16 protein-coding genes are annotated in these 13,430 nt (G+C 66.8%); 8 read left to right on the top strand and 8 right to left on the bottom strand.

Going from position 1 to position 13,430, the window contains the following annotated elements; all coding sequences use genetic code 11:
• Nucleotides 1-35: 35 nt before the first annotated feature.
• The gene (locus tag V7672_RS02945) at nt 36-440 is read left to right on the top strand and encodes a hypothetical protein (RefSeq protein WP_335623175.1); all 405 of its coding nucleotides are present in this window, start codon (nt 36-38) and stop codon (nt 438-440) included.
• Between the two features lie 8 nt (nt 441-448).
• Here V7672_RS02945 and V7672_RS02940 read toward each other — a convergent pair whose 3' ends face one another.
• Nucleotides 449-1,738, bottom strand: coding sequence for a dicarboxylate/amino acid:cation symporter (locus V7672_RS02940; RefSeq protein WP_335623174.1), 1,290 nt, complete (start codon nt 1,736-1,738; stop codon nt 449-451).
• A gap of 115 nt (nt 1,739-1,853) precedes the next feature.
• On the opposite strand from V7672_RS02940, the gene V7672_RS02935 reads away from it, so the two are divergent.
• Complete coding sequence (locus V7672_RS02935) at nt 1,854-2,888, top strand: mechanosensitive ion channel family protein (protein WP_335623173.1); 1,035 nt, start codon at nt 1,854-1,856, stop codon at nt 2,886-2,888.
• Here the strand turns inward: V7672_RS02935 and folP are convergent.
• The 7 genes from folP to V7672_RS02900 all read right to left on the bottom strand — a co-directional run bounded on the left by folP (nt 2,885) and on the right by V7672_RS02900 (nt 9,189).
• A complete protein-coding gene (folP, locus tag V7672_RS02930) occupies nt 2,885-3,706 on the bottom strand; it encodes a dihydropteroate synthase (protein WP_335623172.1) in 822 nt (273 codons plus the stop codon). The two genes, V7672_RS02935 and folP, sit on opposite strands and share 4 nt — an antisense overlap.
• Nucleotides 3,703-4,302 carry a YdeI/OmpD-associated family protein gene (locus tag V7672_RS02925; RefSeq protein WP_335623171.1) on the bottom strand — a complete coding sequence of 200 codons (600 nt, stop codon included), beginning with the start codon at nt 4,300-4,302 and terminating at the stop codon, nt 3,703-3,705. The genes folP and V7672_RS02925 overlap by 4 nt, the downstream gene beginning before the upstream one ends.
• The gene (locus V7672_RS02920) at nt 4,302-4,604 is read right to left on the bottom strand and encodes a winged helix-turn-helix domain-containing protein (RefSeq protein ID WP_335623170.1); all 303 of its coding nucleotides are present in this window, start codon (nt 4,602-4,604) and stop codon (nt 4,302-4,304) included. The genes V7672_RS02925 and V7672_RS02920 overlap by 1 nt, the downstream gene beginning before the upstream one ends.
• Before the next feature lie 6 nt (nt 4,605-4,610).
• Complete coding sequence (locus V7672_RS02915) at nt 4,611-5,255, bottom strand: hypothetical protein (protein ID WP_335623169.1); 645 nt, start codon at nt 5,253-5,255, stop codon at nt 4,611-4,613.
• Between the two features lie 62 nt (nt 5,256-5,317).
• A complete protein-coding gene (locus V7672_RS02910) occupies nt 5,318-6,541 on the bottom strand; it encodes an acyltransferase family protein (protein WP_335623168.1) in 1,224 nt (407 codons plus the stop codon).
• A 108-nt stretch (nt 6,542-6,649) separates the two neighbouring features.
• Nucleotides 6,650-8,116 carry a DEAD/DEAH box helicase gene (locus tag V7672_RS02905; RefSeq protein ID WP_442888740.1) on the bottom strand — a complete coding sequence of 489 codons (1,467 nt, stop codon included), beginning with the start codon at nt 8,114-8,116 and terminating at the stop codon, nt 6,650-6,652.
• Nucleotides 8,117-8,439: 323 nt separating this feature from the next.
• Nucleotides 8,440-9,189 carry an SDR family oxidoreductase gene (locus tag V7672_RS02900; RefSeq protein WP_335623167.1) on the bottom strand — a complete coding sequence of 250 codons (750 nt, stop codon included), beginning with the start codon at nt 9,187-9,189 and terminating at the stop codon, nt 8,440-8,442.
• 99 nt (nt 9,190-9,288) lie between these two features.
• On the opposite strand from V7672_RS02900, the gene V7672_RS02895 reads away from it, so the two are divergent.
• The 6 genes from V7672_RS02895 to V7672_RS02870 all read left to right on the top strand — a co-directional run bounded on the left by V7672_RS02895 (nt 9,289) and on the right by V7672_RS02870 (nt 13,425).
• A complete protein-coding gene (locus V7672_RS02895; protein WP_335623166.1) occupies nt 9,289-9,696 on the top strand; it encodes a winged helix-turn-helix transcriptional regulator in 408 nt (135 codons plus the stop codon).
• Between the two features lie 85 nt (nt 9,697-9,781).
• The gene (locus V7672_RS02890; RefSeq protein ID WP_335623165.1) at nt 9,782-11,887 is read left to right on the top strand and encodes a malate synthase G; all 2,106 of its coding nucleotides are present in this window, start codon (nt 9,782-9,784) and stop codon (nt 11,885-11,887) included.
• Between the two features lie 73 nt (nt 11,888-11,960).
• Nucleotides 11,961-12,305, top strand: a complete 345-nt coding sequence (locus tag V7672_RS02885) for an ArsR/SmtB family transcription factor (RefSeq protein WP_335623164.1) — start codon at nt 11,961-11,963, stop codon at nt 12,303-12,305.
• Complete coding sequence (locus V7672_RS02880; RefSeq protein WP_335623163.1) at nt 12,302-12,775, top strand: SRPBCC family protein; 474 nt, start codon at nt 12,302-12,304, stop codon at nt 12,773-12,775. The genes V7672_RS02885 and V7672_RS02880 overlap by 4 nt, the downstream gene beginning before the upstream one ends.
• The gene (locus tag V7672_RS02875) at nt 12,772-13,188 is read left to right on the top strand and encodes a glutathione S-transferase family protein (protein ID WP_335623162.1); all 417 of its coding nucleotides are present in this window, start codon (nt 12,772-12,774) and stop codon (nt 13,186-13,188) included. The genes V7672_RS02880 and V7672_RS02875 overlap by 4 nt, the downstream gene beginning before the upstream one ends.
• A 12-nt stretch (nt 13,189-13,200) precedes the next feature.
• Nucleotides 13,201-13,425, top strand: coding sequence for a glutathione S-transferase family protein (locus V7672_RS02870; protein WP_335623161.1), 225 nt, complete (start codon nt 13,201-13,203; stop codon nt 13,423-13,425).
• Nucleotides 13,426-13,430: the final 5 nt, after the last annotated feature.

The following is a 13,430-nucleotide window of genomic DNA, read 5'->3' as shown; positions in this document are numbered from 1 at the left end:
CAGCCTTGCTGGGTCTTAACGGGAGGGTTCAGAATATGCGTGGCACCGGTTTCAGCATCATGGTGGTGGTGATCATCGCCTTGGTCGGCGCGGCCTTTCTGATCGGCATGCCGACCTACAACGTCTATGCCAAGACAATGGCGGGCAAGGCGGCCTATGAAGAAGCGGTCCAGAACCGGCGCATCCGTGTGCTGGAGGCCCAGGCGCTTCTGGACGCAGCAGAACTGACGGCCCAGGCCGAGGTGGCGCGCGCCAAGGGCACGAATGAGGCCAACCGCATCATGGCCGAAAGCCTTGGCGGTCCGGAGAACTATCTGCGCTGGGCCTATATCAACATGCTTCAGGAAACGGCCGGGCAGGGCGACCGCCAGATCATCTATCTGCCGACCGAAGCCGGTATGCCGATCCTGGAAGCCGGTCGTCGCCCACCCGGCAACTGACCCTCGGGTCAGGCCAGCTCGACCGGCGTCCCGACCTCGTCCTCGACGATCCGCGCGACAGCCATGTCGGCGGTGACATTGCCGACGGTGCGGAAGATGTCGGGGATCACCTCGACCGCCAACAGCAGCGGAAGGATCTCCAGCGGCACCCCCATGGCGATGCAGATCGGGGCGATTGAGACGAAGAAGCTGATCTGGCCCGGCAGGCCGACCGAGCCGATGCTGACCAGCACCGCCGTCAGACCCGCTGCCACCAGCTGATCCATGCTGGGCTCTATGCCGAACAGGTGGGCGCAATAGATGACCACGCCCAGGTTGGCGACCGGGCTGGTGATGCGGAACACGGCCACCGCCAGCGGAAGGACCAGACCGGCCGTGGGACGCGACACGCCCAGCGCATCGACCGCGCGCTCGACCATGACCGGCAGGCTGGCCAGCGAGGACTGGGTCGAGAAGGCGACCACCTGGGCCGGGGCCACGCCGCGCGCAAAGCCGGCGAAGCTGACCTTGCCGAACGCCACCACCAGTGGATAGCACAGCAGGGTGATGCCGATGGTCGCCAGCGATACGATGGCGACATAGTGAGCCAGGGTTCCGGCGGCTCCGACGCCCGCCGTCAGCCCGACGCCCAGCGCCAGGGCGAAGACGCCGACCGGCGCGGCCATCAGCACCCAGCGGACGATCACAATCATCGTCTCGGCCACGGCCTCGAAGAAGGTCACCAGCGGCAGACGCAGCCGGTCGGGCAGGCGGGTGGCGGCAAAGCCGAAGAAGACCGCGAACACCACCAGCCCCAGAATGGCGTCCTCGGCGGCGGCGCGAATGGGGTTGGCAGGAGCGAGGGTCTTGAGGAACTCCCCGAACGGGGCCCCCGGTCCAACACCTTCAGGACTGGGCGGTGCTCCGGCGATCAGGCGCGCGCCGCCCTCGGGGTCGATCGGCCAGATGGCGTGCAGCCCATAGGCCGCGCCGATCGCATAGACGGTCGCAACGACGATCAGGATGGCAAAGACCAGCAGCGCGCGCCCGGCCAGCAGGCCCGCCCGGCCCGGACCATGTGCGGCCCCGGCGATGGAGGCGATGCCCGTGACCAGCAGCGAGAAGACCAGCGGCACAATGGTCATCTTCAGCGCATTCAGCCACAGCTGGCCCAGCGAGCCGATGAAGCTGGCCGTCTCGGCACCGCCCGGCAGGCCACGCGACTGGGCAATGGCCCCGACGATCAGGCCGAGCGCCAGCGCCGCCAGCACCTGAAGGCTGAGCGACGGAAGGAAACGGCGTCCCTTGGTCAGGGTCATGGGTACGGCCTCTCATCTCGCCCCGCGATGAGGCCGGACGGACGATATAGGGATGTCTGACCCGTTTCGCCAAGCGGAGGTGGAACGCCACGGCAAAGCTGGGCATTGTTGGACCATGGTCAATGAACTCACCGAGCTGCAGGACGCAGCTGTCCTGCGGCTGGGCGGCATCTCTCTGACGCTCGGCGGCCTGGTGACCGCAGCCCTGATTATCGTCGCGGCCGGCGCCCTGTCGTGGGCCGCGACTCGAGGCATCCGGCGTCTGCGGCACAAGGCCACCCGCTCGACCCAGGCGCTGTACCTGCTCGAAAAAATGACGGGCTACGGCATCCTGATCGCGGGCGTCTTCATGGGCCTGTCCGCAGCGGGCCTGAATCTGTCGTCGCTGGCGGTGTTTGCCGGGGCCATCGGCATTGGTCTGGGGCTGGGCCTTCAGGGCGTGGTCAAGGAGTTCGTCTCGGGCCTGTTCCTGATCTTCGACCGTATGGTGTCCGTGGGCGACTACGTCGAGCTGGACGATGCGCGCGGCGCCATTGTCGAGATCGGGCCGCGCGCCACCCGCATCCGCACCAATGACAACATCAACATCATCGTGCCGAACTCCAGCCTGATAGAGGGCACGGTCACCAATTGGACGCTCAAGGGCGACACCCGCCGCATCCATGTGCCGTTCTCGGTCGCTTATGGCGCCAACCGGTCCGAGGTGCGCGACGTGGTGCTCAAGGCGGCCCGCGCCATCCCCTTTACCTTGCCCGAAACCGAGGCCCGCAAATGCCAGGTCTGGCTGGTCGGCTTCGGCGAGTCGGGGCTGGATTTCGAACTGCTGGTCTGGCCGACGCAGGACGCCGTCAAGCGCCCCGCCGCCATGCACGCCGCCTATACATGGGCCATCGCCGATGCCCTCGACGAGGCCGGGATCGAGATCCCCTTCCCGCAGACCGACCTGCGGATCCGCAGCATGTTCGGCCATGAGGGCGACGATGCCCTAGAGATCCTGGGACGTGCGCCCAAGGGGCGGTCCCGCAAGACGCCTTCTGACGCGCCCGCGCCCAAGGCCGCGACGTCGGGTTCCAACGATGCCATCGAGGACCTGCTGCGGCCCAGCTCCGATCCGATCGAGAAAGAGCGGCTGTCCGGCGAAGATCGCTAGCGCGCGACGCCGCCCTCGCCTGACACGGCGGCCTGAACGTTCAGAGCCTGAACCGTCTCGCGCACGTCGTGTACGCGGATGATGGACGCGCCGTGCCGCGCGGCCTCAAGCGCGAGGGCCAGCGATCCGCCCAGCCGATCGAGCGGATCGGTCGCGGCGGCATCGACGGCCTGGATCATCCTTTTGCGACTCGCCCCGAACAGGACCGGAAAGCCGGTGTCGACCAGCGCCTGCAGGTTGGCGATCAGCGCCAGATTGTGCGCCAGCGTCTTGCCAAAGCCGATGCCGGGATCCAGCCAGATGCGCTCGCGCCGAACACCTTCGGCCATGGCTATCTCGGCGCGGTGCAACAGGGCGTCGCGCACCTCGGTCACGACATCACCATAGCGGGGACTGGCCTGCATCGTCTGTGGCTCCCCCTGCATGTGCATCAGCACGACGTCGCAGTTCAGTGCGGCGGCGATTGACGGACTCTCGGGTGCAGCCCCCAGCGCGCTGACGTCGTTCCACATGGTCGCGCCGGCCTCGACGGCCGCATGGGCCACGGCCGGCTTGAGCGTGTCTATGCTGATCGGCCCGTCCCAACGGGCGCGAAGGCCAGCGATGACCGGGACCACCCGGGCCAGTTCCTCGGGCTCGGCCACGGGCTCGGCGCCGGGCCGGGTGCTCTCGCCGCCGATGTCCAGAATGTCCGCGCCCTGCTCGACCAGCCGCAGGCCATGGGCGACCGCAGCCTCGACCGTCGCCAGTCGGCCGCCGTCCGAAAAGCTGTCGGGCGTGACGTTTACAATGCCCATGACGCGGGGGCGTCTGATCATGTCTTCCGCCCCTGCGGATAGATCGTCTCGCCGCGCGCGAGCATCTCGACGAACTGCGCGATCCGGTTCTTCCGGCCCGCCTCGGTCTTCAACGACTCCGTGCGGTGGATCAGGGCAAAGCGATTGTTGGCGGTGAGCGTGCCGAACGTTGCCAGCGCCGTCGGGTTGGCCTGTATGGCGGCCATCAGATCCTCCGGAACCTCGGCGTTCTTGACGCGATAGGCCTTGGCCCAGCGCCCGTCCGCCCGGGCCGCCTCGACCTGCTTCAGCCCCGGGGGCTGCATGACGCCCTCGGCAATCAGTCGCTCGGCGTGGGCGACATTGATCTCGCTCCACATGCTTTTTGGGCCGCGCGGCGTGAAGCGCTGCAGAAAGCTGGCGTCGTCCAGGCTCTTGCGGATGCCGTCTATCCAGCCCCACGCCAGGGCCACCGGCACGGCCTCGGCCCAGGTCACGCTGGTGTATCCCGATCGCACCTTGAATATCCGGATCCAGACTTCGGGCTCCTGGGCGTGGTTCCGGTCCAGCCAGGCATGGAACGCGCCGGCGTTCTCAAAGGCATGCACCCGCTCCGGGTCAACAGCCACGGGGGCCATCAGTCGCGTCCTCCGATCAGGCCACTCAGGGCTTCGAGATAGGCGGCAAACGCCCGCCGCCCCTCCTTGGTGATCGTCACCTCGGTGAGGGGCTTGTTGTCCTTGAAGCTCTTGTCGATGGACACATAGCCCGCCTCGGCCAGCTTCTTCAGATGGACGGACAGATTGCCCTGGGTGGCCTCCAGCACGGTCTTCAGTTCAGTGAAATCGGCGCTCTCGACATCGGCCAGATAGACCATGATCCCCAGCCGCATGCGACCGTGGATCACCTCATCAATCTGTCCCAGACCGGCCAGACCCATGGTGGCTCAGGGCGCCGTGCGCGGCGCGCGGGCCTCGAGGTACATGATCAGCCCCGGCCCCGCGAACAGCAGGAACAGGGCGGCGGTGCATACGCCGAGGTAGGCGACCGGCTCACGCACCAGCACACCGAGCGTCACCGCCGTCAGCCATCCGCCCACCGACGTCGCCAGCATCCATCGCTTCTTCTTCAGGCTCCAGGCCACGAACCAAGCGGCGCTTTGCAGCGCGAAGATGATGGCCGGATAGTAGAGCCAGACGGCGAAGTCCTGATCGCGAACCGCCCCGACGCCGAAGACAATGATGACGGCCGCATTGGCCATGCCGGTTCCGCTGAGCGCGGCATTGACGGCGCGGTTTGCCATCGTGCCCTTGCGGGCGCCGCCCTGCTTGTTGTCGCGATCAATCGCCCAGACCAGCACGATCAGGAAGGCGACGCTGATCCCGACGACGAAGGCCAGGCTGGGAACGGGGCCCCAGTCGACCAGACCGGCCAACTGCCCCATGTGAAACAGACACTGGAGTCCATACAGCAGCCCGCCGGCCAGATAGCAGATGGCCGCCGACATCGGCATCCTGCCGCCGCCCTCCACGATCGAGCGCATAAAGGCGAGGTCGGCTTCGGCGGAGGGGGTTTTCAGCTTGTTCGCCATGGGCGGATCTCCTTGGACCGGCCCGTCCGTGGGTGGACGAGCCGGCGGGGCTTGGCAAGATGTTATTCTGCCGGGGCAGGGACAGGATTGGCGGGACGTTTCCAGGGAATGCGACGCCCGTTCAGCCAGCGTCCCATGAAGGTGTGGCGGACCAGCAGTTCATAGGTGATCAGGCTGATCCCCATCGTACCACCGATCACCAGTGAAGCCTTGAGCCACCAGGGCGCGCCCAGGCCCAGCACCAGGGTCTGGCCGACCATCACCAGCGGCAGGTGGACGATGTAGATCCAGTAGGAGGCATCGGCCAGATAGCGCCGCACGGGGCTCTTCCGGCTGAACAGCTGCAGGGCCAGGGACATGGCCGCCATGGCGCTGCTGAACACGGCCAGTGCCATGAGGATGGCCAGCGCCGCCTTGGCCGACGGGTCGGTGACGGGAGCCAGGTCCGGCATCGGGCCTCCGGCCAGCATCAGGGCGCCTGTGCCCGTGCCGAAAGCCACGACCGTGAACACCGGCCACAGCTTGCGAATACGCTCCAGCAAGTCGCGCCGGCGGTCCAGCAGGAAGCCGAACAAGAAGGCGGTGCCAAACCCGGTCAGCGCCACGGCATTGGGCACCAGACCCGTATCCGGCGTCGGAATGGCGAAGAAGGCGGTCCAGTTCGGATGAAGGTAGAAGGCCAGCGCCAGGGGGCTACCCAGGACCAGCGGGGTCCACGGTCCGACCAGCGCGGCGGTCAGGCGGTCAATCATGCGTCCCCAGCTGCCGTTCCGGTCCAGCACGGCGAACGGCGCCCGCAGCGCCAGCATGGCGACGTAGAAGATCAGCAGCACCCACAGGAACCACAGATGGGTCAGGGGGAAGGTCTCGACCGTCAGGGGCGGCGGCGGCGGGCCATCGGTCGGCAGGGAGCCGCCGTTCTGGATGGCGACATTCCACAGCAGCACGGCGATGATCGCGGCCAGCGCCACCCACCACAGGCCGACCAGCGGTCCGGCGATGCGGATCAACCGGTCCTTCAGGAAGCCCCACAGGCCTTTCCGCCCCAGCATCATATGGGCGAACAGGCCGGCGATCAGGAAGAAGGTCGTCATCCGGAACAGGTGGATGGCGAAGAACAGGACCGAGGCCACCGGCGATGTCTGGCTGTCGGCCACGATCCAGATCGGGACCGGGAAAAAGCTCATCAGGGTGTGCAACACCACACCGAGCAACAGGGCGATGCCGCGCAGGGCATCTAGCCCGTGCAGGCGGTCGTCGGGCGAGGGGGTCGTGGTCAGGGTCATGGTCTGCTCTCCAGCGATATGAACGCCAGATACCGCAGACAGGTTTATAATGCAAACTGGTTCATCAAAGACATGCCCCCTCCGGCGACGAAGGGGGCATGCGGCTTGTTAGCTGGCGGTGCCGGTCGCGGGTTTCTGGCCCGGACGGCGACGACGACGCTTCAGCTGCGACACCGGCGCCGGGGCGGATCCTTCCGGACGGTCACCGGCCATCGGGTTGTAGTGCGACCGCTCGGGCGACCGGCCGGGGCCGCGTCCGCCTGCGTTGGCACCGCCGGGCTTGGGACCCCGACGGTTGCGGTTGCGGCGACCTTCGCCATCACCATCCCGGGCCGGGCGATCCTCCCGCTCGGGCAGGGTGGCTTTCTTGCCGACGCCGGCGGCGCTGATGGCGGCATCAAGGGCGCCCAGCGCCTTGTCGTTGCGACGATCGATCGCCGGGATCTTCTGGCGGGTGACCTTTTCGATGTCCTTCAGCAGCTTCATCTCGTCACCGGCGACAAAGCTGATGGCGGTGCCGTCGGCGCCGGCGCGGGCCGTCCGGCCGATGCGGTGCACATAGGCTTCCGGCACATAGGGCAGTTCAAAGTTGACGACGTGCGAGACGCCGTCCACGTCGATTCCGCGCGCCGCGATGTCGGTCGCCACCAACACCCGCAGCTTGCCCTTCTTGAAGGCCTCAAGGGTGCGCTCACGCTGGGGTTGGCTCTTGTTGCCGTGGATGGCGCCGGCTTCGACACCACCCGCTTCCAGATAGGCGGCTACCTTGTCGGCCCCGTGCTTGGTCTTGGTGAACACCAGGCAGCGGGTGTAGCCCGGATCGCTGAACATCTCGGTCAGCAGGGCGCGCTTGCGGCCCTGTTCCACCCAGATGATCGACTGTTTGATGCGCTGGACGGTGGTCGCCTGGGGCGTCACCTGGACCCGCTTGGGATCCTTCAGCAGTTCGGCGGCCAGCTTGCCGATCTCGCCCGGCATGGTGGCCGAGAAGAACAGATTTTGGCGCTTGGCCGGGATGCGGCTGACGATCTGGCGGATCGGCTTGATGAAGCCGAGGTCCAGCATCTGGTCGGCCTCGTCCAGCACGAAGATTTCCGTGGCCGACAGGTCGAGGTTCTTCTGCTGGATGTGGTCCAGCAGGCGACCGGGCGCGGCCACCAGAATGTCGAGGCCCTGATTGAGGGCGCGTTCCTGGCCGCCGTATTTCACGCCGCCGAAGATCACGGCGACGCGGAAGCCCAGATGCTTGCCATAGGTCTTGAAGCTCTCGGCGATCTGCGAGGCCAGCTCGCGGGTCGGCGACAGCACCAGACAGCGGGTCGTGCGGGGCAGGGGGGCGACACGGTTGGCCGCCAGCCGGTGAAGGATCGGCAGGGCAAAGGCCGCCGTCTTGCCGGTGCCGGTCTGGGCGATGCCCAGCAGGTCACGGCCGGTCATCACATCGGGGATCGACTGCGCCTGGATCGGGGTGGGGGTGGTGTAGTTCTCATAGGCCAGCGCCTGCAGCAGGGCCGGGTTGAGGCCCATGTCCTCGAAGGTTTTGGGCAGGGTCTGGGTTTGGGTAGAAGCGTTCATGACGCGTGTGACTTTCGCATGCGGCGGAGGGCTTCAGGCCTTGCCGCGCCCCGTGAAAGCCTGAAGGCCTTCCGGACCGCGCGACCAAAGGGAAGCGCACCGCCAGTCCGGGCCGCGAGATTGCGAAACCGGGGGGAACGGGCGCTACCCCGCGTGTCCGGGCAGCGAATGAATCTTGAGGGCCGGCCGCTGCTACAGTCAGGTCTTCGGTCTTAGGAAGACCCACACGCGCTGGAGCGCACCGGGGATCGCGATTGTGCGATGCAGCGCAAGTGGGCCTCCAGCGCGTCAAAGTCAAGGCCGGCCCTCGTTCTTTCAAGCGATCAGCCGCCGTTCAGGTGCGCGTAGACCGCCTGATAGCCGTCCCGCTCGGCAAAGCGGAGCGGTTTGACACGCTCGACCAGAATTTCCCCGGCCGGGGTATTGCCGGACCGGATCAGGTCCATGACCTCGGCGATATAGGTATCGAGCGGCATTGACGCGGGGTTCTCGGCATGGCCCGGCATCAGGTCGGTGGCGACGCCCGGCGGCGCCAGCTCCAGCACTTCGATGGCGGTGTCCTTGAGCTGGCTGCGCAGGGCCTGGGTCCAGGAGTGGATGGCCGCCTTGGTGGCCGAATAGATCGGTGTCGCGGCCAGGGGCACAAAGGCGAGACCCGAGGATACGGTCATGAGGCTGGCCCGCGGCTGCTGCTTCAGGTGGCCGATCAGGCCGGCGGTCAGCCGAATGGGGCCGAGCAGATTGGTCTCAAGGGTGCGGTCGACGCGGTCGAGGTCCCAGGCATCGGCGGTCAGGTCCTCGACCTCCATGATGCCGGCGTTGTGGATGACGGCATTGAGGGCCGGGTGGTCGCGGGTAACCTGGGCGGCAAAGGCGGCGATGGCGTCGGCATCGGTCATGTCCAGCACGGCCCAGTCCATGCCCGGGTTGGCCTCTGCGACCGAGCGCAGGGCGTCCTCGCGGCGACCGGTGATGATGACCTTCGCCCCGTCGCGGTGCATGGCTTCGGCGAGGGCGCGGCCGATACCGGCGCTGCCGCCGGTGATGAGAATGGTGTCGTTGGCGATTTGCATGGGGGTCTCCTTTTCGCGAGCTTCAAACTGGGCACACCGCGCACTTGTGGTAAGAAGGCGCCGAAAAGATTTGTACTTACCTGATGGAGAGTGACGGCCATGACGGCGTTTCCGCCGGCCCGCATCAAGGATCCCGTCACCGATCTGCCCGCTGATCCGCGGGTCGAAGCCCTGGTCAAGGAGGTGATCGGCCGCGTGGCAGACAAATGGACCCTGCTGATCCTCGAGGTCCTGGAGGAACATGGTCCGACCCGCTTCACCCAGGTGGGGCGGCACGTGGGCGACATCAGCCAGAAGATGCTGACCCAGACCCTGCGCCAGATGGAGCGCGACGGTCTGGTTACGCGTACCGTCCACCCGGTCATCCCGCCGCGTGTCGACTATGCCCTGACGGACCTGGGCCGGACGCTGGCCGAGGCCTTCTGCGGCGTCTGGGGCTGGGCCGAGGCCAATATCGAGAAAATCGAGGCTGCCCGGGCCGACTTCGACGCCCGCGCCCGGCCCTGATCCGCTGCGCTGCAAAATCGGGCCTCGACTTACGCCGGGTCATCACGGAATGTTACAACTCCCCGGAACAGGAGACCGACTGCCCATGCCCGTCCGTGCCGATCTGACCATTGCCCCCGTTCTCGCGGCCTTCGTCGAGGACGAGGTTCTGCCGGGACTGGGGATCGACAGCGGGGACTTCTGGTCGGGCGTGCGGGCGCTGCTCGACTGGGCCGAGCCCGAGAACCGGCGCCTGCTGACGGTACGCGATGACCTGCAGGCCCGCATCGACAACTGGCACGTCGAGCGCAAGGGCCAACCCTATGACGTGGCCGCCCAGCGCGATTTCCTGAAGCAGATCGGCTGGCTGGTCGACGCACCCGCCCCCTTCTCCATCGGCACCCACCATGTCGATGCCGAGATCGCCACCCGCGCCGGGCCCCAGCTGGTGGTGCCGGTGCTCAACGCCCGCTTTGTGCTGAACGCCGCCAATGCCCGCTGGGGCAGTCTGTATGACGCGCTCTACGGCACTGATGCGCTGGGCGACCTGCCCCCGACAGGTGGCTATGACGCGGACCGCGGTGCCCGCGTCGTCGCCCGGGCCAAGGCGTTTCTGGACGAGGCCCTGCCGCTGGTCGAAGGCTCGTGGGCTGAGCTCAGCCACCCGCATCAGGGCATCGCCCTGCGCGACACCGGACAGTATGTGGGCCAGACCGAACGGGGCCGCCTGTTCCGCCACAACGGCCTGCATATCGAGGTGGTGTTCGACCCCGACCACCCCATCGGCCGCGCCGATCCGGCGGGCATCGCGGATGTGGTGCTGGAGTCGGCGCTGACCACCATCGTCGACCTGGAAGACTCCGTCGCCTGCGTCGATGCCGAGGACAAGGTCGCGGCCTACCGCAACTGGCTGGGCCTGATGAAGGGCGATCTGGCCGAGACCTTCGACAAGGGCGGCCGGTCACAGACCCGCCGGCTCAACCCGAATGTCGCCTATGTCGCGCCGGACGGGACAGAGGCCACCTTGCCGGGCCGGTCATTGCTGTTTGTCCGGAACGTCGGCCACCTGATGACGACGCCGGCCGTCCTGATGCCCGATGGGTCGGAAGCGCCTGAGGGGATCCTCGATGCCATCCTCACCAGCCTGATCGCCCTCTATGACCTGCGCGGGACGGGCCCCTTCCGCAACAGTCGCGAGGGCTCGATCTACATCGTCAAACCAAAGATGCACGGGCCGGACGAATGCGCCTTCACCAACCGCCTGTTCGATGCGGTCGAGGACCTGCTGGGGCTGGACCGCCATACGATCAAGGTCGGCGTGATGGACGAGGAGCGCCGCACCTCGGCCAACCTGGCCGCCTGTATTCACGCGGTGAAGGACCGGATCGTCTTCATCAACACCGGCTTCCTCGACCGCACGGGCGACGAGATCCACACCCTGATGCAGGCCGGTCCCGTCGTCCGAAAGGGCGAGATCAAGACCAGCACCTGGATCGCCGCCTATGAGCAGCGCAATGTGGCGATCGGCCTGCAATGCGGCCTGTCGGGCCGGGCCCAGATCGGCAAGGGCATGTGGGCCGCACCCGACCGCATGGCCCAGATGCTGGACGAAAAGGCCGGCCATCCGAAGACCGGCGCCAACACCGCCTGGGTGCCCTCACCGACGGCCGCCACCCTCCATGCGCTGCACTATCACCAGACCGACGTCTTTGCGGTGCGCGAAGCGATGGGCGCCGCCGACCGGCGCCCGCTCGAGGACCTGCTGACCCCGCCGCTGGCCGAGGGCCGCAACTGGAGCGCCGAGGAGATCGAGCAAGAGCTGGACAACAATTCCCAGGGCATCCTCGGCTATGTGGTGCGCTGGATCGATCAGGGCGTGGGCTGTTCCAAGGTGCCCGACATCCACGACGTCGGCCTGATGGAGGACCGCGCGACCCTCCGGATCAGTTCGCAGCATATGGCCAACTGGCTGCTGCACGGCGTCTGCACCGCGGATCAGGTCGACTCCGCCCTGCGACGCATGGCGGCCAAGGTCGATGCCCAGAATGCGGGCGATCCCCTCTATCGCCCCATGGCACCCGCTTTCGACGACAGCCTCGCCTTCCAGGCGGCACGCGCACTGGTGTTCGAGGGTGTGGAGCAGCCGAACGGCTACACCGAGCCCCTGCTGCACCGCTTCCGCCAGCAGGCGAAGGCACAAGCCCGGACCTGACCGAGGACCCGCCGGTCCCCCTGTCAAAGCCGCGCGCTTGACAGCCGCCGGGCGCGGCACAATACTTAAGTCAATGCTACAGTATCAAGCCCAGCCGCTAGACCTCGCCTTTCAGGCCCTGTCCGATCCCGGGCGGCGGGCCATGGTCGAACGCCTTGCGCGCGGCCCGGCCTCGGTCAGCGAACTGGCCGCTCCTCTGCCCATGACCCTGTCCGCTGTGGTCCAGCACCTGAAGGTCCTTCAGGACGCCGGCCTCGTGAAAAGCGAAAAGGTCGGACGCGTGAGGACCTGCACGCTCGACGTCGAGGCCATGACGCGCGTCGAGGCCTGGATCGCCGAGCACAAGCGCTTCTGGGAACAGCGATACGACCAGCTGGACGCCTATCTCGCCCAAACCTCTTCAGGGGAAAACCCATGAGCCTGACCCATGCGACCTTCACCATCGAGCGCGTGGTGAATGCCCCGCCCGAACGTGTGTTTGCCGCCTATGCGACGCTGGAGGCCAAGATGGCCTGGTTCAAGGCGCCGACCGACATTGAGACCCTGCACCGGGATTTCGAATTCCGCGTCGGTGGCCGGGAGCGTTTTCACGCCCGCTGGCCCAGCGGTCTGACCAGTGATTTTCAGGCCGTCTATCACGACATCGTCCCGAACGAGCGGATCATCCTCGTCTACGACCTGTTCCATAATGACGATAAACTCTCGGTATCCCTCCAGACGATTGAGCTCCGGCCAGAGGGCGCAACCACCCGCCTGCTGCATACCGAACAGGGGGCCTATTTCTCAGGGGGTATTGAGGCGGTCGAGGGCCGTGAGCACGGCACCGCCTGGCACGTCGACAACCTCGTCGCCGTGATCGAGGGCCGCGAACCGAGGGCCTTCTCATGACCCTTGAGCTCTATGCCCACCCGTTCTCGTCCTACTGCCAGAAGGCTTTGATCGCCTTCTATGAGAACGACACCCCCTTCACCCAGCGGATGGTTGAAGATCCGGACGTCGCCAAAGAACTGGCCGCCCTGTGGCCGCTGAAGCGCTTTCCGATCCTGCGGGATGGCGGTCGTGTGGTGCTCGAAGCCACGATCATCATCGAATACCTCCAGCGCCATCGCCCGGGTCCGGTGAAAATGATCCCCGACGACCCCGATCTCGCGCTCGAGGTCCGGATGCTGGACCGGTTCTTCGACAACTATGTCATGACGCCCCAGGGCAAGTTCGTCTTCGACGCCCTTCGCCCGGAGGAGGATCGCGATCCTTACGGCGTGGAGGAGGCGCGCAGGATGCTGGAGACCAGCTACGCCTAGCTGGACCAACACATGGCGGGCCGGACGTGGGCAGTGGGGGACAGCTTCAGCCTGGCCGACTGTGCCGCCGCGCCATCCCTCTTCTACGCCGACTGGACCTACCCGATTCCCGGCGCGCTGGGGCATCTCAAGGCTTATCGGGCCCGCCTGCTCAGCCGCCCCTCCTTCGCCCGTGCGGTCGATGAAGCTCGCCCGTACCGGCACTACTTCCCGCTGGGCGCCCCTGACCGGGACTGAGGGGG

The organism is Brevundimonas sp. (assembly GCF_036963785.1).
Taxonomy (GTDB): Bacteria; Pseudomonadota; Alphaproteobacteria; order Caulobacterales; family Caulobacteraceae; genus Brevundimonas.
Note: the sequence above shows the minus strand (reverse complement) of the source record. Positions and strands in the feature narration are given on the sequence as shown.